The sequence below is a fragment of the Thermanaerothrix daxensis genome (assembly GCF_001306145.1).
In the GTDB taxonomy this organism is placed as follows: domain Bacteria; phylum Chloroflexota; class Anaerolineae; order Anaerolineales; family Anaerolineaceae; genus Thermanaerothrix; species Thermanaerothrix daxensis.
This window is the reverse complement of record NZ_LGKO01000002.1, coordinates 1,203,865-1,227,011: the sequence shown is the minus strand read 5'-3', so window position 1 is coordinate 1,227,011 and position 23,147 is coordinate 1,203,865. Positions and strand designations below refer to the sequence as shown.

Annotated in this window: 18 protein-coding genes and 1 other RNA gene; 9 read left to right on the top strand and 10 right to left on the bottom strand. The window is 51.9% G+C overall.

Features of this window, described 5'->3' with window-relative positions:
- Positions 1-2: 2 nt before the first annotated feature.
- The 4 genes from SE15_RS05990 to malQ are packed head-to-tail and all read left to right on the top strand — an operon-like array spanning position 3 to position 6,215.
- Positions 3-1,166, top strand: a complete 1,164-nt coding sequence (locus SE15_RS05990) for a competence/damage-inducible protein A (RefSeq protein WP_054521165.1) — start codon at positions 3-5, stop codon at positions 1,164-1,166.
- Between the two features lie 25 nt (positions 1,167-1,191).
- The gene (locus tag SE15_RS05985) at positions 1,192-3,192 is read left to right on the top strand and encodes an amidohydrolase family protein (protein WP_054521164.1); all 2,001 of its coding nucleotides are present in this window, start codon (positions 1,192-1,194) and stop codon (positions 3,190-3,192) included.
- A gap of 11 nt (positions 3,193-3,203) precedes the next feature.
- Entirely contained in the window at positions 3,204-4,670 is a 1,467-nt protein-coding gene (locus SE15_RS05980) for a glycogen synthase (RefSeq protein ID WP_054521163.1), read from the top strand.
- Between the two features lie 27 nt (positions 4,671-4,697).
- Positions 4,698-6,215 (top strand): 4-alpha-glucanotransferase, encoded by a 1,518-nt coding sequence (malQ, locus tag SE15_RS05975; protein WP_054521162.1) that lies wholly within the window; start codon positions 4,698-4,700, stop codon positions 6,213-6,215.
- Here malQ and SE15_RS05970 read toward each other — a convergent pair.
- The 4 genes from SE15_RS05970 to SE15_RS05955 all read right to left on the bottom strand — a co-directional run bounded on the left by SE15_RS05970 (position 6,212) and on the right by SE15_RS05955 (position 10,764).
- Complete coding sequence (locus SE15_RS05970; RefSeq protein WP_054521161.1) at positions 6,212-7,138, bottom strand: DMT family transporter; 927 nt, start codon at positions 7,136-7,138, stop codon at positions 6,212-6,214. The two genes, malQ and SE15_RS05970, sit on opposite strands and share 4 nt — an antisense overlap.
- Before the next feature lie 112 nt (positions 7,139-7,250).
- Entirely contained in the window at positions 7,251-8,462 is a 1,212-nt protein-coding gene (rocD, locus tag SE15_RS05965) for an ornithine--oxo-acid transaminase (protein WP_054521160.1), read from the bottom strand.
- A 14-nt stretch (positions 8,463-8,476) separates the two neighbouring features.
- Positions 8,477-9,400, bottom strand: coding sequence for an ornithine carbamoyltransferase (argF, locus tag SE15_RS05960; RefSeq protein ID WP_054521159.1), 924 nt, complete (start codon positions 9,398-9,400; stop codon positions 8,477-8,479).
- A gap of 104 nt (positions 9,401-9,504) precedes the next feature.
- Positions 9,505-10,764, bottom strand: coding sequence for a radical SAM protein (locus tag SE15_RS05955; protein WP_269082260.1), 1,260 nt, complete (start codon positions 10,762-10,764; stop codon positions 9,505-9,507).
- A 154-nt stretch (positions 10,765-10,918) separates the two neighbouring features.
- Here SE15_RS05955 and pyk point away from each other — a divergent pair, with 154 nt between their 5' ends.
- Together pyk and SE15_RS05945 are read left to right on the top strand one after the other, a co-directional pair.
- Complete coding sequence (pyk, locus tag SE15_RS05950; protein ID WP_054521157.1) at positions 10,919-12,400, top strand: pyruvate kinase; 1,482 nt, start codon at positions 10,919-10,921, stop codon at positions 12,398-12,400.
- A gap of 36 nt (positions 12,401-12,436) precedes the next feature.
- A complete protein-coding gene (locus SE15_RS05945) occupies positions 12,437-13,279 on the top strand; it encodes a DegV family protein (RefSeq protein WP_054521156.1) in 843 nt (280 codons plus the stop codon).
- A 4-nt stretch (positions 13,280-13,283) separates the two neighbouring features.
- Here SE15_RS05945 and SE15_RS05940 read toward each other — a convergent pair whose 3' ends face one another.
- Positions 13,284-14,441 (bottom strand): iron-containing alcohol dehydrogenase, encoded by a 1,158-nt coding sequence (locus SE15_RS05940; RefSeq protein ID WP_201778056.1) that lies wholly within the window; start codon positions 14,439-14,441, stop codon positions 13,284-13,286.
- Positions 14,438-14,746, bottom strand: a complete 309-nt coding sequence (locus SE15_RS05935; protein WP_054521154.1) for a putative quinol monooxygenase — start codon at positions 14,744-14,746, stop codon at positions 14,438-14,440. Before SE15_RS05935 ends, SE15_RS05940 begins: the two co-directional genes overlap by 4 nt.
- Before the next feature lie 109 nt (positions 14,747-14,855).
- Here SE15_RS05935 and SE15_RS05930 point away from each other — a divergent pair, with 109 nt between their 5' ends.
- A complete protein-coding gene (locus SE15_RS05930; RefSeq protein WP_054521153.1) occupies positions 14,856-15,563 on the top strand; it encodes an RluA family pseudouridine synthase in 708 nt (235 codons plus the stop codon).
- Between the two features lie 50 nt (positions 15,564-15,613).
- On the opposite strand, the gene SE15_RS05925 is transcribed toward SE15_RS05930, so the two are convergent.
- Both SE15_RS05925 and SE15_RS05920 read right to left on the bottom strand, forming a co-directional pair.
- Positions 15,614-17,908 carry a sodium-translocating pyrophosphatase gene (locus SE15_RS05925; protein ID WP_054521152.1) on the bottom strand — a complete coding sequence of 765 codons (2,295 nt, stop codon included), beginning with the start codon at positions 17,906-17,908 and terminating at the stop codon, positions 15,614-15,616.
- A 139-nt stretch (positions 17,909-18,047) separates the two neighbouring features.
- Positions 18,048-18,818 (bottom strand): fumarylacetoacetate hydrolase family protein, encoded by a 771-nt coding sequence (locus SE15_RS05920; protein WP_054521151.1) that lies wholly within the window; start codon positions 18,816-18,818, stop codon positions 18,048-18,050.
- Positions 18,819-18,880: 62 nt separating this feature from the next.
- On the opposite strand from SE15_RS05920, the gene ssrA reads away from it, so the two are divergent.
- Positions 18,881-19,269, top strand: a transfer-messenger RNA (tmRNA) gene (gene ssrA, locus SE15_RS14090).
- Between the two features lie 50 nt (positions 19,270-19,319).
- Here ssrA and SE15_RS05915 read toward each other — a convergent pair.
- Both SE15_RS05915 and ligA read right to left on the bottom strand, forming a co-directional pair.
- Positions 19,320-20,531, bottom strand: coding sequence for a class I SAM-dependent rRNA methyltransferase (locus tag SE15_RS05915; protein ID WP_236689981.1), 1,212 nt, complete (start codon positions 20,529-20,531; stop codon positions 19,320-19,322).
- A complete protein-coding gene (gene ligA, locus SE15_RS05910; protein WP_054521150.1) occupies positions 20,528-22,588 on the bottom strand; it encodes an NAD-dependent DNA ligase LigA in 2,061 nt (686 codons plus the stop codon). Before ligA ends, SE15_RS05915 begins: the two co-directional genes overlap by 4 nt.
- 175 nt (positions 22,589-22,763) lie before the next feature.
- Here ligA and SE15_RS05905 point away from each other — a divergent pair, with 175 nt between their 5' ends.
- A complete protein-coding gene (locus tag SE15_RS05905) occupies positions 22,764-23,126 on the top strand; it encodes a hypothetical protein (protein ID WP_054521149.1) in 363 nt (120 codons plus the stop codon).
- The last annotated feature ends 21 nt before the right edge of the window (positions 23,127-23,147 follow it).

Here is a 23,147-nt window from a genome sequence, read left to right as displayed (position 1 = left end):
CCATGACCACAGGTGAAGTCATTGCGATTGGAACAGAGTTGCTTCTTGGGGAGATCCAAGATACCAATATTCGATTCATTGCACGTGCCTTTCGTAATTTGGGAATAGATATGTACCGGGCCAGCTTTGTGGGCGATAACGCGGTCCGAATTGCCCAGGCCGTCCAAGAAGCGCTTCAGCGTGCCGATGTCATCATCACCAGTGGCGGATTGGGTCCTACGGTTGATGACCCTACCCGCGAAGCCATTGCCTTGGCTTTTGGCGTACCGTTAGAATTTCGACCAGAACTCTGGCAGCAAATCACCGAACGCTATCAACGCGCTAACCGTACACCGGGAGAAAACGCGCGCCGCCAGGCTTATATCCCCAAAGGAGCGGTCCCCATTGAAAATCCGGTGGGTACGGCACCAGCGTTTTATTTTGACACTGGCGACCATGTTGTGATCAGCCTCCCTGGCGTCCCCCGCGAACTCGAATTCCTGATGGAAAAAACTGTCATTCCCTACTTGCGTCAACGCTTTGGCTTGCGAGAGATCATCAAGACGCGGATTTTACGAACGGCTGGCATTCCCGAATCGAAAATAGACGAATGGTTGGCAGATTACGAACGCTTTAGCAATCCAACCGTGGGGTTATCAGCCCATCCCGGCATGGTGGATATCCGCATCACCGCCAAGGCCACCTCGGAGGACGAAGCCAACCAGATGCTAGAAGCCCTCGCTAGCAAAATTCGCCCCTTGTTGGGTCAAGCCCTCTATGGGGAAGATGAGGACACCCTGGCTGGCGTGGTGGCAAAACTCCTGCGCACGCTGAGATGGTCCGTAAACATTCTTGAATGCGGTTTGGATGGTACACTTGCAAAGACCATTGAATCTGTTTTTGATGAATTTGAGGCTCAGATCAATCCAGAGCCCTGCCCAGAAGAAAAGCCATCCCTGGAACAAGAAAGCACGTTGTTTGAAAAACTGGCTGATGTTTACTTGATTGCAAGCCTGCAAAGTAATCTTGAAAAGGCTGAGCTTGATTTACACCTCAGAATTCAAGAAACGCAAAAATCAGAAAAACATTATTTCGGTGGGCCCCCATTGAACCGACGAATTTGGGCCACCAATATCGCTTTGGATTTCTTACGCCGCAATCTGATTAAGTATCTTCCTCAAGATTGAATCTGCCTTAGGAGTTTTAGCGCTTATGCAAACTGCTGACTTGATTTTAAGAAACGCCATCGTACTTACCATGGATGATATGTTTCACGCGTATGAACCCGGTGCGCTTGCTATTCGGGGAGACACCATTCTGGCCGTGGGGCCCGAGAACGAGATTTTAACTCAATACACTTCTCTCCAGGTCATAGATTGTCAGGGCAAAGTACTTATGCCTGGGTTAATCAACGCCCACACCCATGTCCCCATGACTCTGCTCCGCGGCCTGGCAGATGACCTGCGGCTGGATGTCTGGCTCCTGGGTTATATGATGCCAGTAGAGCGAGAATTTGTCTCCCCCGACTTTGTTCACCTCGGCACACAAATCGCCTGTGCGGAAATGATCCGAAGCGGCGTAACTACTTTTGCCGACATGTATTACTTCGAAGACGAGGTCGCACGAACCACCGCTGAAATCGGGATGCGTGCAGTTTGTGCAGAAACGGTGCTTAAATTTCCTACCCCCGATGCCCAGTCGTTTGAAGAGGCCCTCGCGTACACTCGTGAGTTCATCCAGCGCTGGAAAGGCCATCCTTTGATCACCCCCGCTGTTGGTCCGCACGCCCCCTACACCTGCACAGCAGAAATGCTGCAAGCCGCCGCTGAATTGGCCATGGAATTTGACGTTCCCCTCCACATCCACGTCTCTGAAACGCAACAAGAAGTGGAGACCATGCGCCTTGAACAAGGAATGCCAGTGGTACCCTACATCAAGAAGCAAAATGTGCTCCAGGCAAAAGTTATCGCCGCTCACTGCGTCCATATTGATGAGGGTGAAATTCGCACCCTGGTTCACCACAATACAGGGGTTGCTCACAACCCCTCCTCCAATTTGAAGTTGGCCTCTGGCATTGCGCCGGTAAAACGCATGCTGGAATTAGGGGTCAATGTTGGTATTGGCACGGATGGTCCTGCATCGAATAACGATTTGGACATGTTTGAGGAAATGCGTCTGGCTTCCTTCCTGGCCAAAGGGGCCAGTGGTGATCCAACTGCTCTACCTGCGCGCCAGACTCTTGCCATGGCGACCCGCCTTGGCGCCAAAGCCCTTCATCTCGGCCACCTTGTCGGCTCACTTGAGCCCGGTAAACGCGCCGACCTAATTCTGGTGGACCTACGTGCGCTGCATAATTCACCTCGCTTCCGCCGCGACTCCCAAAGCATCTATGCCCAACTTATCTATGCAGCCAAATCAACGGATGTAACCGATGTCATGGTTAACGGACGCTGGCTAATGCGCGACCGCGAGCTTCTGCGCCTCAATGAAGCCGATCTCATTCGTGCCAGCCTCGACTATGCCCGGCGCATTGATGTTTTCTTAATCCAGCGCGAACAATCTCTGCTCTCTAAACTGCTCGCGTTGGGTGAGGAGACTGCAGAAGAAGAATCCTTTGAAGTCCAAGCCAAGGTTATGGTTGAAGATCCAACAGCGATTCGCCAGACCATTGAGAGCCATCCAGCAATTGAAATTCTTCGTCGTCGTCATTATCAGGAATATGATACTTACTTCCTATTTGATCCTCCTGAAAACAGCCGTTTGCGTTTCCGAGAGGATCACTTTGTCGAAGAGGATGGACGGGTTTCTCGCGTACGTACGCGCCTAACTCTGATTGGCCCCAGCCGTGAGGGACAATTTCCCAAACAGGTTTTACTCTCCCGTAGCCGCTATCTGGCTACGGCTACCCATAGCCTTCGCTTTTACCGAGAATACTTCAAACCCCAGCAAATTATCGAGATTGAAAAAGAACGATATCGTTACCTGGTGCGCTTTCAAGGAACAGAGTTCTTTATCAATGTAGATAGTGTAACTCATCCACCCCTGGGCAACTTTCTGGAAGTAAAAAGCCGCACCTGGAGCCGCAAGGACGCGGAGCAGAAATCCCAGCGCATGGTGGATTTAATCCAATTATTGGGGGCCTCCCCCGAAAATACCATCTCTCAAGATTACATTGAAATGATTTTGGAGAGCAACCCCTCGCATCAATCGTAAAGGAGGCAACTATGGAAGCCGCGCCTTCCTCACCCCCACTCCATGTGCTTTTTCTGGCTGCAGAAGCCTCTCCCCTAATCAAGGTGGGCGGTCTGGCTGATGTGGCCGGCTCTTTACCCCGTGCCTTACGCCGCCTTGATTCACCCCCATGCGATGCCCGCCTGGTACTCCCCATGCATGCAGGTATCGCAGAGCGATTGGACTCATACCAACTGGTCACCGAGATAAAAATTCAAACAGACACGGGTGAGGCTCTTCCGGCTTCGATCTATCAGGCCGAGCATCAGGGTCTTCCAATTTACCTGATTAGTGGTCCTCCCATTTCCCCCGACTCACCCGCTTACTCCGGCACTGAGGCAGATGGGGATAAATTTGTCTTCTTCTCCCTGGCTGCCCTTGCCCTGACCGAGCAATTGGCGACTACCTGGGGAAGAATGATCCTTCATGCCAACGACTGGCACACCGCGCTGGCTGTGTATATGCTACGTATGCGCCAAATCGAACGTCCAGCCCTCCAATGCGTCCGTACACTGCTCACAATCCATAACCTGCCTTTTATGGGGCAAGAAGCCCGCAATGCCATAGAACGTTATCAAATCCCTCCTGCTCACCTGACGGCCCTACCCGAATGGGCTCAGACCCTGCCCCTACCCATGGGGCTATGGGCTGCTGACCACATCAATGCGGTTTCCCCAACCTATGCGGAGGAAATTCTGACCCCCGAATTTGGTTGTGGACTGGAAACATTCCTGCAAGGGCGCAGGGAACATCTCAGCGGTATTTTGAACGGCCTGGATGAGCACGAATGGGATCCTGCTCACGATCCCACGTTAGCAAGTCCATACAATTGGCAAACCTTGCCTCAGCGCCAGATCAACAAACAAGAATTGCTACACGAAATGCAAATGGAAACCGATTTACAGGTTCCACTTTTGATCATTATCAGTCGTCTGGATCGTCAAAAAGGCATAGATATTGCCCTGGACGGCTTATCAAAGATGCTTGAACAACCCTGGAGCCTGATCATCCTCGGTCGCGGCGACCCAGTCCTGGAAAGCAAGTGTCAGGAGTTTGCACAGGCACACCCTGATCGGGTTCGTTTCATTCAGCGGCTTGATGTGACGCTGGCTCGACGCCTTTACGCCGGTGGAGATATCTTATTAATGCCCTCACGATATGAACCTTGCGGGCTTGCCCAAATGATTGCGATGCGCTACGGGTGCATTCCTGTGGCCCGCGCCACGGGAGGATTGAAGGATACAATCGAAGATGACCCTACCTTCCAGCACTCCACTGGCTTTCTTTTTAACGAACCCACCTCCGATGCTTTCGCGCAAAAACTCCATGAAGCCTTGAATTGTTTTCGCAATTTCACCCTTTGGCAAGAGATCCAAAAGCGAGCCATGCAGAAGGATTTCTCGTGGAAGCGATCGGCCCAGATTTACCTTGAACTTTATCAAAAACTGCTTCACGCATAATAAAACCTATTCGACGGAGGACATTGCATGAAATTTCCACGCACATCTGGCATTATTTTGCACCCCACCAGCCTGCCCGGTCCAGATGGCATCGGTGATCTCGGGCCTGAGGCTTATCAATGGATTGACTTCCTAACCGAGGCACAATGTACTCTCTGGCAAGTGCTTCCCCTGGGCCCAACTGGTTATGGGGATTCCCCATACCAGTGCTTTTCTGCATTTGCCGGAAACCCCTATCTCGTCAGCCCTCTCTTGCTCTACGAAGAAGGATTGCTCCAAAAGGAAGACCTGGATAAACGTCCCGCTTTCCCAGAAGGTTCTGTGCCCTATGGGGAGGTTATTCCATGGAAGCTCTACCTGCTTGAGCGTGCGTTTCATTACTTCAAGCACAATCCAGGTCCATGGGTCGAGGACTTTGAAGCCTTCAAACAAGCCCAGGCCTTCTGGTTGGAGGATTTTTCGCTCTTCATGGCGCTCAAGGAAGCCCATGGAGGAGCCCCCTGGAATCAGTGGGAATCATCACTGCGCCAGCGTCAACCTCAGGCACTGGAAAAATTCAAACAGCAGGAACACGAACGCCTCGAACGGCATCAATTTTCCCAATTCCTGTTCTTCCGCCAATGGGAAGGGTTACGCACCTACGCTCACAGCAAGGGAATTCGCATTGTGGGCGACATTCCCATATTTGTCGCGTATGACAGTAGTGATGTTTGGGCTAACCCAGATCTTTTTTACCTTGACTCATCAGGCAATCCAACGGTGGTAGCCGGTGTGCCCCCCGACTACTTCTCACCCACAGGGCAGTTATGGGGCAACCCGCTTTACCGCTGGGATTACCACGCCAGTCAGAACTATGCCTGGTGGATTGAACGCATTCGCGCGGCCTTAAAAATAGTAGATATCATCCGGCTCGATCATTTTCGCGGGTTTGCCGCCTACTGGGAAGTACCTGCGGGCAATCCAACCGCAGAAAAAGGAAAGTGGGTTCCCGGACCCGGCATCTCCTTCTTCGAGGCGGTTCAAAATGCCCTGGGAGAGCTGCCGTTTATCGCCGAAGATCTAGGGGTGATCACACCAGATGTGGTAGCCATGCGGGAGCACTTTGGCTTCCCCGGAATGAAGATCCTGCAATTCGGGTTCGAGGGTGGCCCAGAGGACCCCTTCCTGCCACACAATTATGAAAGGAACTGCGTGGCTTATACCGGCACCCATGATAATGACACTGCACGCGGGTGGTATGAGCGCGTGGACGAAAAGTCCCGGGACTTTGCTCGCCGGTACTTGGCATGCACTGAGCAAGACATCGCTTGGTATATGATTCGAGCCATTTGGGGTTCGGTGGCCATAATGGCCCTGGCACCCATGCAAGATGTACTCGGGCTGGGCAATGAGGCGCGCATGAACTATCCCGGCCGACCTTATGGGAATTGGACTTGGCGTATGAGAGCCAGTGATTTGACCCCTGCCCTGGCTGAACGCCTAGCCGAGATTAACTATCTGTTCCGCCGCATTCCGGCTATCTCCACTACCCCCAAAGAAGCCTAATCAGAAGGATTCGCCCGGGAGGCGAGGTAAATGCCCAGCAAAATCACCCCGCCTCCCATAATTTCACCCCAGGAAGGCGGCTCCATAAGAAACAAGGTAGCCAAGATCATTGTGCCTACCGGTTCACCCAAAAGTCCTAAGGTGACAAAAGAAGCCGGTAAGAAACGAAGAGCCCAATTAAACGCCGAGTGTCCTAAAATTTGAGGAATAACCGCCAAAGCGCCCAGATACAACAAGGCACGGGGCGAATACGGCCATAACGACTGATGAGTTGCGAGTGCCACCCCCAAAAGTACGATTGCCGCCATGCCGTATACAACGGTGATATAGGGGAGCAACGATAACTTTTGGCGAACCCGCCGTCCTACAATCATATAACCGGAGGCAAAAAGCGCCCCAGAGAGAGCCAGTAAATTCCCTAACCACGTGGTACTCTTCTCACCTGAACCCGCCCACTCGCATATAAGTCTCACGCCCTCCACTTTGCAACTCTGGTGAAGTCCGATCCAGATCCCACCAACCATAGCCAACACCAATCCTAACCAGACTTCTCGGTGAGTCCTCTCGCGTAAAATCAAGGGGGAAAGAAGTGCCACCCACAAGGGGGTGGTTGTGACCAGGATCACGGAACTGGCCACCGAGGTGTATTCAAGCGAAGTGATCCAGGCAGCAAAATGACAGGCCAGGGAAAACCCCCCAGCCATAAGCCACATTCGATCTCGACCAGAAAGCAGAGCAAGTTCCTGCTGCCGCCAGCCCACCGGTAACAAAACAAGGGTCGCAATCCCCAAGCGGTAAGCCGCTATAACCAGCGAAGGCACTTCACGCTGAGCAAAGCGAATGAAAATGGAAGCCGTCGAGATAGCAAGAATGCCTAACAAAAGGACAAGATAAGGAATAGCAGAAGAAAAACGCCTTGTCACAGAGCCTCTGGTCCTTAAACTATTGGTCTACATATTATTATTGGTCTACATAAAAATCGCCCCTAAGGGGTATCCCTCCCCTAGGAGCGAAACAACCATCCAAGTCTCACCTCTAAACATCAGCAGTGAGCACATCCTGGATGTGCGGCATTGCCCAGTCAATAATCTCCCGTGTGATAATCAAAGGGGGTGCAAAGCGAATCACGTGTTCATGCGTTTCTTTGACTAAAATGCCTCGCTGGCGCAACGCCTCACAATACCGGCGCACGTTTCCCAGTTCGTGTTTCATCTCCACCCCGATCAACAGGCCTTTTCCACGCACCTCTTGAATATAGCGAGGTGGAATCTCAGCCAAACGCTCCAGGAAGTACTCTCCCATCTGAGCGGCATTTTCAATTAACCCTTCTTCAGTGATCACACGCAAAGCCGCCCGGGCTATCGCCGCTGCTAGAGGGTTGCCACCAAAAGTCGAGCCATGCTCACCCGGCTGAATCAACCCTAAGATCTCACGATTCGCAAGAACGGCTGAGACGGGATAGAAGCCACCCGAAAGGGCTTTTCCGATAATCATGATATCTGGGCGTACCCCCTCGTGATCACAAGCAAACAACTTACCCGTCCGTCCCAATCCGGTTTGAATCTCATCAGCAATAAAGAGCACATTATGGCGACGGCAGATTTCACTGACTTGTTTCAAGTAACCCTCGGGTGGTATCCTAACCCCGCCCTCTCCTTGAATGGGTTCCAGCAATACAGCAGCCGTGTTTGGGGTTATCGCCCGTTCAATTGCCGCAGTATCTCCATAGGGGACGGTCACGAAGCCAGGGGTAAAAGGGCCGAAATCGTGTTTATACAAAGGTTCGGTTGAAAAAGAGATCACGGTAATTGTTCGCCCATGAAAATTCCCCTCTGCCACAATGATTTCGGCATCATAACGGGGCACCCCTTTAACCTGATAGGCCCATTTACGGGCCACTTTAAGGGCAGTTTCCACGGCTTCCGCCCCGCTATTCATGGGCAACACCATCTCGTACCCGGTGAGGTCTGTTATTTCCTTGTAGAAGAGAGGCAATTGGTCATTCCGGAAAGCGCGCGAGGTCAAAGTAATTTTTCTTGCCTGCTCAATCATGGCTTCCAGGATACGCGGATGAACATGCCCTTGATTGAGAGCCGAGTAAGCGCTCAAACAGTCAAGATAGCGCTTTCCTTCAACATCATAGACCCAGACCCCCTCTCCCCGGGTAAGCACGACATCCAGGGGATGATAATTATGCGCACCATAGAGCTCTTCTAACTCGATCAGCTCATGCGTCTTGGTTATCATATTCTTTTCCTTTTTCAACTCGCCAATAATTTGACCAAAATGGCTTTTTGAGCATGCAAACGATTATGGGCTTGCGGAAAGATGCGTGAATGCGGTCCATCCGCAACCTCGTCCGTAAGTTCCTGCCCGCGATGAGCAGGCAAGCAATGCATTACAATCACATCTGGACGTGCTTCAGAAACCAATGCGGCATTCACCTGGTAGGGTGGAAAAACTGCCTCACGTTTCTTAGCCTCTGCCTCTTGGCCCATGCTGGTCCAGGTATCTGTATAGATCACATGAGCATCACGCACAGCCTCATGGGGATCGCGCAAGAAACGTAAGCGGCTACCACTGGTGGCAGCAAAAAAGCGGGCCAATTCAACGGCTTGCGGAGGCAAGTCATAACCCTCTGGACAGGCAATTGTGAAATTCGCGCCTAATTTCGTGCAAATATGCATTAAAGAAACCGCTACGTTATTCCCATCGCCAACAAACGTGACATTCAGCCCCTTTAGGCTGCCAAATTCTTCCTGGATCGTTAGCGCATCGGCCATGGCCTGACAGGGATGGTTGTAATCACTCAGCCCATTAATGACGGGCACACTAGCCCACTTTGCCAGTTCTAAAACATGTTCGTGGGCAAATACCCGCGCCATAATGGCATCTACATAACCAGAGAGCACGCGCGCCACATCGGCAATGGACTCACGTTGGCCCAAGCCAATTTCGTTGGGTGAGAGATAGAGGGCATCCCCTCCTAAATGACGCATCGCCATATCAAAACTCACCCGGGTGCGCAGGCTTGGTTTCTGAAAGATCATTCCCAATACCTTGCCTTTTAGCAAAAGCGGATTACCACCAGTTTGCCACTCTTTCTTGAGTTGAATGGCCAGATCCAACATGGCTTGTAATTCAACAGGGGAATAATCTGAGACGTGAATGAAATCGCGCTTCATAGTCACTCCAGTCCTCTCAGGAAGTAAATTTACACTCAAAGTATATCATGAGGAGAAACGAATTCTCCCGAATTCTTGCGATCACGCTCCAAAGGGAGATCGTTCTAAGGGCATTGGATTAGACCCTGCGCCCAGTAACACCCCCCACAGGTCGGAAACGTATTACGTAAACAATCCTCTTCGTTAGTCTCTGAAAGATCACAACCTCCACAAAAAGTGCAAGGCGAAAAATTAAACGCCTGAACTCGCTCCCGAAACGCCACAAAATCCTGAGCCCTCCATATCTCCTGAAGGGATTGCCTATCCAAGAAACCTACCTGATAAGCCCGCACTTGTCGGGGTTTACCGTGCAAGTATGTGGTATGAGAGCGTAAAAGCACAATGCATGGACTCACCTGCCCATCCCACCCGATCACCACGCTCCCCCGTTCAACAAATGGACAGCGATCACAGGTCTGACTCAAATTTATGCCACCAAATTCAAGATTCCAAAGACCACTAAATGCCAGGTGCAAGGCTCTATGTGTCTCCTCAGAGATCTCCAAATCCATTTTGGGAAAACGCAGAGTGGGTAACCAGGGTGATTTGAAATAGGTAATGCTCTTTGGAGAATGAACGTAAAGCCGCTCCTTATCCATCTCTTCTGAATATGGATAAACATTGCTCACAATAAATTGCACAGCCCCCAGTTTTCGCCCCAACTCAACCACTCGGGAAAGTTCATGCAAATTACTCCGCATGGCTACGAACACGATTCCAATCTGTGGTTTGGGTTTATGACTAGGGGGGCGCAGTGCCTTGAAGGTTTGGAGATTCTCAATGACCTGCTCTAAGATGGCCCCTTGTCGGATCGCCCGATACTGCTCGGGATCCACCGCATCCAAGGATAGCCACAACTGATCCAGACCTGCTTCGATTAACGTTTTAGAACGCTCACGTGTAAGCAAGGTTCCATTGGTAATGATCTCAACACTCACTCCCATCTGCTTCAGTCGCCAAACCCAATCTACGATATTGGGATGGAATAGCGGTTCTCCCAGCCCACTGATGCACACCGAGGGCCGGGGCTCTAGATCTTGCAAATCCACTTCCAGACGGCGAAAAACCTCTTCGCTCATGAAGCCTACCGGTTCATGCCAGGTTCGCCGGATGCACATAGCGCAGGAAAGATTGCACTGATTTGTCACCTCCAGATATATCCGACTCAACTGGAACGGAGAACGGTTGAGCCGGAGAGCATTTTGATCCTCCGAAAGCACAAATCTTGCGCCTGGTTTTAAGCCATACCTTTGGGCCAGGTGATCTGGAAGGACCAGCCGACCATTGTCATCTACATAACCCCATTGACTCACCGCGGTTTTCATCCTTTGGTGGGAAATAAGTAAAGCAATTCTTGAAATCATATTAATACAGCCCAACATGACCCAATAAGTGCCGAACATCACACCTAATCCTGCCAACCTTCCACCCTACTTTCGTAGAATTCGTGTTATTCTTAAATAACCCACAGGAGGATCTATGGAGCGCAGGGCAAAAATCGTTGGCACAATTGGTCCGGCCTCTGAAAACGAAACTACACTTCGCTGTCTGATTGAAGCAGGGCTCGATGTAGCGCGCCTCAACTTCTCTCATGGCACCCACGAAGAACACGCTGCTCGCATTGCTACCATCCGCAAGATTTCTCAAGAACTAGACAAACCTGTTACCATCTTGCAGGACTTACAAGGCCCCAAGATGCGGGTGGGCAATTTACCGAAAGAGGGAATCCCCCTCACTGTTGGGGAAAAAATCTTACTTGCCCCCAGTGAACAATTGCGGGATTCCGCTCATCAATTCGGTGAGCGCACACTTGTTCCCATGGAGGTTCCCAACCTGGCCCGGGCTGTGAAAAAGGGCAATCGGATTCTGCTCGATGATGGTCATTTGGAACTTGAAGTGCTTGATGTTAAGGATGGGATTATTGAAGCGCAAGTCGTCCTTGGAGGCATCCTATATCCTCACAAGGGGGTTAACCTGCCGGGAGTTTCGCTGGGCATCCCCTGTTTTACAGAAAAAGACCGTGCTGATCTGGAATTTGGCCTGCAAGCCGGTGTAGACGTAGTAGCAATTAGTTTCGTACATACCGCCGAGGATGTAGAGACAGTACGCAATGCCATTCGTGAGTTAGCCCCGGAGAAATCCGACACTCCCATCATAGCCAAACTTGAGCGTCCGCAAGCCATTGAGAACCTCCACGAGATCATTCACATGGCAGATGGGGTTATGGTAGCCCGAGGCGACTTAGGAGTGGAAACGTCGCCTTCAACAGTGCCAATTATCCAAAAACGCATCATTGATATGGCTAACCGCCATGCTAAATATGTTATTACGGCGACTCAAATGCTCGATTCTATGATCTCTAACCCCCGTCCAACCCGGGCCGAAGCCTCTGATGTCGCCAATGCCATTTTTGACGGCACCGATGCCGTGATGCTTTCGGGTGAAACCGCAAGCGGTAAATACCCGGTAGAGAGCGTCAAAATGATGGACAGCATCATTCGAGAAGCAGAAGCCAACGCCAAAACCTGGGGCCACTATGCTACCAGCCCTGTTGATGCCAGCGAGGAGAATGCCTTCGCAATTACGCGCGCTGCACGCGAACTTGCCCACGATCGCAAAGCCGCGGGAATCGCCGTTTTCACTCAAACCGGAAAAACCGCCTTATTAATGTCAAAATCTCGTCCCGAAGTGCCCATTCTCGCTTTTACACCAGAGGAACGTACTTACCGGCGGTTAGGAATGTATTGGGGGGTGACTCCTTTCCTGGTGCCATTCGCTTCTACCGTTGAAGGCATGATCCTCAGCCTGGAGGCAGCCATCCTTTCTGCCACCACCATTAAACCCGGGCAACAGGTAGTAGTCATCACCGGTTTTCCGGTCGGTCTGCGTCGGCCACCCAACTTTGCTCTTCTCTACACCATAGGAGAATGGGGATCTATTCGTTCCCATCCTCAGGTATAATCTTTACATCCTGGTTTTCCGAAAGGACTTATCTCGATGGTTATCATAATTGCGGATACGACCTCTACCATTCCCACCGATGAAGCCAAACGTTTGGGCATCCCTTACATTCCTCAAATCATTGTGATCGGGGATGAGACATATCGAGATGATTACGAGATCGACTCAAAAACGTTCCTACAGCGCCTGAAAACTTCACCGGTTCTCCCTAAAACGGCAGCGCCTCCTCCTGCCCTTTACTACCCAATCTACCAGGAATATGCCAAACCCGGAAACACTCTCATCGTCCTCGCCCCCTCCGCCGATGTCAGTGGCACCTACCGAAGCGCTGAAGTAGCCGCAAAAGACTTTCCCGGCGCCGATATTCGAATTATAGATACACGCACCATAGGCGCCGGCCTCGGTACCCTCGTGCGCCTAGCCCATCAATGGGCTCAAGCAGGTGTTGATGCCGATACCATCATTCGGCGGGTAAAAGAGTGGGCCACCCGCGAACGGGTTTACTTCGTCGTGGATACCCTTGAGTACTTGCATAAGGGCGGTCGAATTGGAGGCGCTCAAATGTTGGTGGGCAGTCTCCTCCAAATTAAGCCCATTCTGCAATTCAAAAATGGGCGCACCGAACCCGTGGAATCTCAGCGCACAAAACGCCGTGCCGTAGAACGATTGAAAGAGTTGGTCTACAGTGACTGCCCACACAGCGATCAGTCCTTCCTTTCCATAATGCATGGCGATGCATTCGAAGAAGCCCAACGGCTGGCTGAAGAATTTAAAACCGCTCTCGGCCTATCCCATGTCCCCATTTGCGATTTGCCCCCAGCCATTCTGGTGCATGCCGGTCCCGGGGTGTTGGGAGTGAGTTACTTTACTGCCCCCTGATTGCCTAGAGGGCTTCTTCGAGGATCATTGTCAATTCCTCAGCCGTGAGAGCGATGGGGTTCGCCTTCATGCTGCTTGCCCGCAGGCCCCTTTCCACGATGGTGGGGATATGTTCATGGGTCATCCCATATGCACCTAGACCAGGTATGTCCAATATGTCCACCATTTCTTCTAACCAGGTCACTCCATCTTCCGCCTGCGCTTCCTCACGCCGGGTCAACCATCTCGCAATCTCGTGATAGCGCTCGAGAATAGGATTTTCAGGCTGGCGATTACGCAGGGCCTGTAAATTGACACGTGTGACCAATGGTAATAACCGGGCACAAATCGCCCCATGGGGAGCCTTGAACATCCCACCAATAGGAGCCGCCAACCCATGCACTGCTCCCAACCCTGCGTTTGCCAGAGCCAGGCCTCCCAGCAAACTTACCCAGGTCATAGCAGTTCGCGCGTCCTTGTCATTCCCATCTTTGAAAGCCGCCAATAATGCCCAACTTGCACGTTGTAACCCCTCTCGGCAAAACAAATCTGTCATCGGATTCGCACGCACGGAAACATAGGGCTCCAGCACCTGAGTTAACGCATCCATTCCGGTATAAGCGGTAATTTTAGGCGGCAGGGAACAGGTCAAAGCAGGATCCACTAGCGCCACAGTGGGCAGCATCAAATGACTTCTCAGACTAACCTTAACCCCTGCTTCAGGCACCCCCAAAACCGCATTCCGGGTTACCTCAGAACCAGTGCCAGCCGTAGTAGGAATGGCCAGGCAAGGTGCTGCCAGCACCTCAAGTGCCTGTCCCTGTCCCACCACTTCGAGATAATCTTCTAAACACCCTGTGTTGGTCAACAGTGCCGAAACTGCCTTGGCAGTATCCAGGACGCTCCCTCCGCCAAACCCAATGACACAATCACATCCTGCTGCTCGTGCCTGCGCCACGGCTTGTCGCACCAGATCTACGGACGGCTCTTCTGTGACCACAAATTCCACAACGCTTACCCGACTTTGATCCAGTAGATCCATTAAGCGCGGCAAATCGGGATGTTTCTTACCTCGCACCAGAAACGCCCGTCTTCCCAGGGTACTGGCTATACTACCACTCTCCTCTAAAACTCCCCAGCCAAAACGGATACGCTGTGCAGTTGCAAATTCAAAAGCCTTCATTTCCATGCCTCATCGCTGGGGAACAAGTTTAGGTAACGAATGCCCTGACGCGGTTCTGCCATCATTTCGGCCACCGTGTCGCGCCATTTTTGGTAATGGACTGTCTCTCGGTGCTTGGCTTGATCCTCGGGTTGGCGATAAACTTCCACCAAGACGAACCGGGTCGGATCTTCTACTTGTTGCAATACGTCAAAGCGTACAATCCCCGGTTCTTCAATACTGTGACGAGCGTTTTCCAGAGTGGCCGCCTTAAAGGCTTCCAGGGCTTCCTCTTTCACATGAACATGAACCAGAACAATATGCATGACTAGCCTCCTTCGAATCCTTGAAAATCACATAACAATTTTATATCAGGCGTGCTCAGGTGTTTGATACAATTAGCCTGATAAGCAAAGATATTTATCCTTATCTTCTATGATTCCATTACCAGATGTCCTTTTTGAAGATGAAAACTTACTGGCTATTAATAAGCCTGCTGGCGTATTGACCATTCAGGATGGTTATGACGCGGAAAAGCCATATCTTAGTCGCATGCTCAGCGAACATTATGGCCGCTTATGGGTAGTCCATCGGCTAGATCGTGATACCAGTGGGGTCTTGCTCTTTGCACGCAATCCCCAAACTCATCGAGCACTCAGCCTTCAATTCGAACACCGCCAAGTGAAGAAGATTTACCACTTAATTACTTTTGGGAACCTGCCCCAAGAAGAAGTCGAGGTCAACCTTCCCTTGAAAGTCAACGCCGACCGCCGTCATCGCACCCTGGTAGATGACCTTCGGGGTAAACCAGCCAGTACAATTTTCCGAATCTTACAGCCCCTTGATAGGGGCTTCCTGCTACTCGAAGCCCAACCCCTAAGTGGCTACACGCACCAAATCCGGGCCCACCTGAGCACCTTAGGGTTGCAAATCTTGGGCGATGAACTTTATAAACCCCACCCTTTACCTCCCAACCGACCCATATACCCCTTACCACCCGATTCACCAGCTACGCCACGCATTGCTCTTCATGCCTTTGCACTTTCCTTTCATCATCCCTGGCTGCCAGAAAAAGAAATCACCCTGATGGCCCCGTATCCATCCGATTTCGTCTCCCTCCTAGAGAGTCTCAAGCCCAAATAAGAACATCCCGACAGTGCCGGGATGTTCTTATAATCCTTATCAAATACCCTTCATTCTAATTCAGGCACAGGGCGCTTGCTCTGATAGATCGCCCAAACCATCCCTGCAAAGAGAACCACAATCGCCACCCAGATCACAGGATCTCCCAGACGCGCGCGCACGATGAGCGGCGCAGCCAGCAGACTGACCAGGTTAACCACCTTAATCATCGGGTTGAGAGCGGGGCCGGCCGTATCTTTGAGCGGATCACCTACGGTATCACCAACCACGCCTGCTTTGTGCCGCTCAGATCCCTTACCGGTATTCTGCTCCAGATTACGTGGCTCGTCCTCAATAGCCTTCTTTGCATTATCCCAAGCCCCGCCGGCGTTTGCCATAAATACCGCCAACAACTGCCCACTGAGGATCACACCCGCCAGATAGCCCCCCAGGGATTCCACTTGCAAAATCAAACCAACCAGTAGCGGCATGGCAATCGCAATAACCGCCAACGGGATAAGTTCCTTCTGGGCTGAACGTGTAGAAATGGAAACCACACGAGCATAATCGGGTTTGCGTGTTCCCTCCATAATGCCAGGGATCTTAAACTGATTGCGCACCTCTTCTACAATCTGACTCGCTGCCCGTGAAACAGCACGGATGGAAAGCGAGCTGAAGAGCCAAGGTAGCGCACCTCCCAACAGGAAGCCAATAAAGACCGTGGTATCCGAAACCCGAATGGCTTCCAGAGCCCCTGGCATGACGCGATTAACATCCGTGATATAGGAAGCAAAGAGACTCACAGCAGCGATAACCGCGGAAGCAATGGCAATACCTTTCGTGATCGCCTTGGTGGTATTCCCCACTGCGTCCAGATCCGCCATAATCTGACGAGCCTTCAGGGTGACCTCATCAGTTAAGTCATGCCAGGCCATTTCAGCAATACCGTTGGCGTTATCCGAGATGGGGCCATAGGAGTCCATCGCCACATTATTGCCTGTGTGGCTGAGCATACCGATACCGATCATTGAAACAGCATAAAGAACAAACTGAGGCCCATCCGCCTGATAAATGAGCAAGGCTCCCACAAATGAAATTGCGATCACGACCAGAGCCCACACGCTCGATTCCATGCCTACTGCTAACCCTGAAAGAATGGTGGTTGCAGGACCCGTCTTGGTCGCTTTGACGATCTCCTGGACAGGCGCACGTTTTGTGGAAGTGAAGTAAGAGGTAAGGGGGTTAAACGCTACCGCCAACCCCACCCCCAGCGTGGTCAGCAACCCCAGGCGCCAGTCATGAGCATAGAAGATCGCTAGCAGGAACGAGAAAAGGATAGTATTGACACTAGAGACCTCATATGAGCGGAACATGGCCTCTTCCGCATCATGGGCACGGAGGAACTTGAGTGGGAATCGTTCCCAAATGGGCACCGTGAAAGTACCAATGATAGAACTGACCACCCCAATAGCCCGAATGAGGAGCGGGTAAACAATCCACTTAATCTCCCCGGTGGTTTCAAATAGCGCCAGACCTAAAATGAGCGCTGAGACAATGGTCACCTCGTAGGATTCGAAAATATCGGCCGCCATCCCGGCACAGTCACCCACGTTATCTCCCACCAGGTCTGCCACAACCGCAGCGTTGCGTGGATCATCCTCCGGGATGTCCTTTTCTACCTTTCCTACCAAATCAGCTCCAACATCGGCAGCCTTGGTATAAATTCCACCCCCAACGCGCATGAATAGGGCTAACAAGGTCCCACCGAAACCAAAGCCGAGCAAGGCATCTGGCGCAGCACGCCCAAAAACGATGAAGATGAGAGTGCCTCCCATCAACCCCAGACCATCCGTGAGCATGCCGGTAATCGTTCCGGCATAATAGGCCACGGTAAGCGCCTCGTTAAAACTGCGCCGAGCCGCTGATGCTGCCCGTACGCTGGCCTGAATCGCCATACGCATGCCTAATTGCCCAACCAAAAGCGAGAAGGTAGCCCCCATGATAAACGCAATAGTACGCCCAAAGGCCACAATGAGCACCACATTACGTTCACCCAAATGACCAAACTCACGTTGGGCTTCTGGGGTTGGCTCCACGATGGCCACACTTAGAAACAGGGCAATCGTTAACAGGGCAATTGCAGGTAAAATGGTGCGTAACTGCCGGTTGAGATAGCCCTCTGCCCCCTGACGAATGGCTTCCCATACTTCCTGCATTTGAGGCGTTCCTTTGTCATACCGAACCACTTTGGAACGCAAGAACCAAGCATAAAGCAAACTAATGACGGCGACAACCAATACCCCAAGCACGCCCAGTTGCTCAAACGGTGTTGTCAAACCGTGCCTGGAAAGACCCAGTATATCCATACCAGCCTCCGAGAAGATTTGTGGGGTTTAGTCTTAAGCAAAAATCGGATGGAGTGAGATGCCCTCCGATTTTTGCTTTATGCCAGAGTTTATTGTATTCACCCGACCCTCCCTGTCAACTCTCACACTCTCGGGTATTTTATGAAACAGGTTCTTCGGCCACAACCGGATTTGTCAGTGCACCAATTCCTTCAATCGTTATACTGACAATGTCTCCAGGATGAATGGGGGAAACACCTGCGGGGGTTCCGGTGAGAATTACATCACCAGGCTCCAGAGTCATGATCGAGGAGATAAAGGCAATCAGTTGGGCTACTGAAAAGACCATCTCACGTGTGGATCCCAATTGACGAACCTCACCATTTACCCGACAGATGATAGGCAAATCCCGGATGTCCAAATCCGTCTCCACCCACGGGCCTAAAGGGCAGAAGGTATCAAACCCCTTTGCCCGCGTCCATTGCCCATCTCGACGTTGCAGATCCCGTGCTGTTACGTCATTCCCAATAGTGTATCCAAACACATATTGCTCGGCTTCCTCTGCGCGAATCCATCGGCCCCGTCGCCCCACAACCACCGCCAATTCGGCCTCATGTTCCACCTGTTGAGATTGAGGCGGCAACACAATAGCCTCATCTGGACCGATGACAGATGAGGGCGGCTTAAGAAAGAGCAATGGTATTTCTGGTACCTCCGCTCCATGCTCATGAGCATGTTCGGCATAATTCCGCCCCACACAAATAATCTTAGTTGGTTGAACAGGGGCCAATAATTTAACCGAGGAGATAGGCAAACGGGCTTCCAGGCGTCGAAATTCATAGAAGGGGTTTCCTTCAATGGGGCCAATAAACTCTCCATACACCCAACCATAATGAATTTCCCCCTCATGCAGAAAGCGTACCAGACGCATCCATGACCTCCGCGATTGCAGATTGCCAGACTTGACAATGTATTATATAATAAAAATGCCACGGGGATGAACGGCTTCGACGGAAGAGGCTGATCCCGAACGGCGAGCCGAGAGGCGCCGACCTCGTAAAATCAGCGCAAAAAATAAGTGCCAACCGCACAAACTACGCTGCTCTCCCGCTGGCTGCGTAAGCCAAAAGGGATGAGCGCCCTGGCCTCCCGAGTGTGAGGCCACGTTCGCCTACCCCGCTGCCTGGCCGGTGGTAGAGCGGGCGTGAGAAAGCCAGGCTGCCGCACAGCACGCTGCGGGCTGTGCGAAAGACCAAGCAGCTAGCGTGGCTCCTGTTCTGTTGGTCGTCGGGAGTAGCGCGAAAATCAAAGACCAACTACGCTCGTAGATGTTCGAGGGTCGAATCTTTCGGACGCGGGTTCGATTCCCGCCATCTCCACACTCAGAGCAAGCCTTCCAATTGGCTTGCTCTTTTTTTCACTCTCCCCACTACTATACTTCCACTACCAATCCCTTTAAATAGAGGCCCTCTGGAAAATTCAGGGCCACCGGATGATCTGGCGCCTGAAACAAACGCATGAGAATACGCCCCTCAACCCCAGCATCCAGTGCGGCATCGGCCACTATTTTCTGAAACAACTCGGGAGTAATTCCCCCAGAGCAGGAAAAGGTGATCAAAATTCCGCCTGGGCGAAGTAACCTGAAAGCCAACCAGTTAATGTCCTTGTAGCCTCGAGCCGCGCGGGTAACCTGCGCCGCCGTGGGAGCAAATTTGGGTGGATCGAGTATTATCAGATCGAATTTACGCTCTATATCCCGGAATCGACGCAGCACCTGAAACACATCCCCCTGTATCCATTCCTGATGGTCTGGATTGAGACCGTTCAAAGCCACATTTTCGCGAGCCAGGGTAAGCGCTTCACCCGATGAATCAATGGAACACACCGATCTTGCCCCACCCGCCAGAGCGTAAACGGAGAAGGCTCCGGTATAGCAAAAGGCGTTCAAGACCTCTCGCTCCGCAACCAGAGTACCGGTGATGCGCCGATTTTCACGCTGGTCCAGGTAAAAACCGGTTTTCTGCCCATGCCGAATATCCACCCAGAAACGATGTCCGTATTCCCGTACTTCCACACGCTCCGGAGGCTCATTCCCTTCCACCACCCCCGCACGAGGCTTTAAACCCTCCAGCCCTCGTACATCCACATCTGAACGTTCAAAAATGTGTACCAAGCCAGTTAGTTGGCGCAACGCGCGAAAGATCTCAGTGCGCCAGAATTCCATTCCTGCAGTTAGAATTTGCACTACCAGCCAGTCCCCATAACGGTCCACAACAAGGCCCGGCAGCCCATCCGACTCTGCATGGATGAGACGATAAGCCGTGACGGACTCGTCGGCATGCAGGCGCCAACGACGCGCTATGGCCTGAGCAATCCGTTGTTCGAAGAAGGCGGGGCTGATCTCTTCCTCAACCTTCCAACTCCAAATCCGGGCTCGAATTGAGGATTGAGGGCTGTAACCCGCCCAGGCCAGCCATTGACCCTCAGCAGAATACACGGCAACCGTGTCACCCAAACCGGGATTACCTTCAACCCTGGCGATGGCACCCGAGTAAATCCATGGGTGCTTCTGGAGAACAGAACGCTCACGCCCGGGCTTCAATATCAAACGCTTCTCAGCGGATATCCTGACAACAGTGTTCACTTCCCTGTTTCTCTCCGCATGGGTGAACGCTCAACCATAGCCACCAGATCCTCTTCGGAAATGATCGGTACGTTAAGCGCCTTTGCTCGCTCTAATTTAGAACCCGGATTTTCTCCCACTACCAGATAATTGGTATTTCGTGAAACACTCTCGCTCACTTTCCCACCATGGGCTTGTATAAACTCTTTAACCTCCTCACGCGAAAAGCGTTTTAAGGCACCCGTGACCACAAAAACCAGCCCAGAAAGGGGTAATGGCTGTTCTGTTAGGGTCTCTTTCCTCTCCACTGGCCAGACACCTGCCGCTTTTAGTTTCTCTAGCACCTTTCGATTGGTTGGACGGGCGAACCAGTCCACAATGCTCTGGGCAATGTTTGGGCCAATGCCTTCAATTTGCTGTAGCTCTTCCGCCGTCGCACGAGAGAGCGCCTCCAAATCCGGATAAACGCTCGCTAAAGTAGCCGCCATCACCTCGCCCACCCCATGAATGCCAAGAGCGTTGATCAGGCGGGCCAGCGGGCGGTTTCTGGAAGCCTCAATGGCACGCAAGATGTTTTCCGCCTTCTTATCAGCAAAACCTTCAAGGGTTAGCAAGTCAGCCTTTTTAAGATAATAAAGGTCTGCTACATCCCGTACCAGACCTTTATTTACAAGTTGTTCAACGATTTTGATGCCCAACCCGGTAATATCCATAGCCGATCGTGAGACAAAGTGCTCAACATTACGAATTATTTGAGCCGGACAAGCCGCATTGACACAATACCAAGCGACTTCCCCTTCGTAATGTTGTACGGGCTGGCCGCAGGCCGGACAGATGCGCGGGGGTTCGAAAATGCGTTCCTTACCTGTGCGCGCTTCCACAATCGGCCCAACCACATACGGGATCACATCCCCCGCCCGCTTAACTAGCACTCGATCCCCAATACGAATATCCTTCTCTGCAATATAATCGAAATTATGCAGGGTGGCTTGCTTTACAATCACCCCCCCGATTTCAACCGGCTCTAACACCGCAGTAGGAGTGAGCACACCGGTGCGCCCCACACTCACCTCAATATCCTGCAGAATCGTGCTCACCTCGCGGGCAGGGAACTTAAACGCCAGCATTCCGCGAGGATCCTTGCCCACTACCCCTAGCGCCTCTTGCAAGCGCAAATCATTGATTTTAATGACCACTCCATCCGCCTCAAAGGGCAAGGTGTCGCGTTTTTCCAACCACCGCGAGCACGCCTCAAGGACGGCATCCAGATTGGCACAGTACTCGGCTTCCTTTGTAACCGGAAAGCCCAACTCTCTTAAGAACTGCAAGGTCTCCCATTGTGTGCCTGGGACTTCCCCGCTCGCATCTACAATCGCGTAAGTCAACAAAGTCAACGGACGCGAAGCAGTAAGCGAAGGGTCCAACTGGCGTAGCGATCCCGCAGCCGTGTTACGGGGGTTAAGGTAAGGTTTTTCCCCAGCCTCAATCAACCGTCGGTTGAGTTCCTCAAAGTCCTTGATGGTTATGAAAGCCTCGCCCCGCACCACCAATCGCTCTGGAGGATGGGGAGCACCAACTTCCACCGGGATTCGCAATGGCAGCGCCCGCACGGTGCGCAAGTTAACAGTGATGTCTTCACCTACCTCACCATCCCCCCGCGTGGCACCGAGCACAAATTGTCCCTGGTGGTAATGAAGCACCACCGTTAATCCATCAATTTTGGGTTCAACCACATAATCTGCCCGACGGACACGTTCATCCAGACGCACTAAGCGCTCGTACCAGGCACGCACATCCTCCAACGTAAAAGCATTTGCCAGACTAAGAATGGGCCGCGGATGGCGGACTTTGTTGAACCGTTCCAGGGGTGGGCCTCCAGAACGTTGACTCGGTGAATCAGGAGTGACCCACTCGGGATGCGCTGCCTCGATCTCTCGCAGGCGCGCCATCATTTGATCGAACTCGTAATCACTAATGAGGGGTGAGTCAAGCACATGATACCGATAGTTATGGAAGTTAATCTCGCGTTTCAAACGTTCATACTCTTCACGTAGGGCATCCAATGACGTCGTTTCCATAACTGCTCACCTCCTTTTGCCAATTATAGCAGTCACCCACGGCTCTATCTGGAAAATCCCGTCCCAAGTTATGGATATGACAATTTCTTGAGGCAATATGAAGTTTATCGGATTGTCTACCCAAGAGAAGCGTGCTACACTACACTTTAAAGTTTTCCACCTGGGAGGGCAAGCAATGAGCGCAGGGAAGATAATTGCTTATATCGTAGCAGCGATCCTTATCTTTTTTGGGGTTCTGTTTGTCTGGGGTGCCACGGGCGATCAGGGCGATCTGATGTGGATCCCCATCGGTCTGATCACGATTGCTCTGGGACTGGTGCTGATTTTCTGGGCGGCTCGGCGTCCCAAGCAGGAAATTGCCCCCCAGGTCACTCTCAAGGTCGACTTGCCGGCAAATATCAATCTGGATACCCTTAAATGCAAATCATGTGGAGGGGCCCTGAAAGCCGAAAACATCAAAATGGTAGCCGGGGCGCCTGTTGTAACTTGCCCCTATTGTGGCACCAGTTATCAACTCACCGAAGAACCGAAGTGGTAAGCCAGTCCGGTAAGGATAACC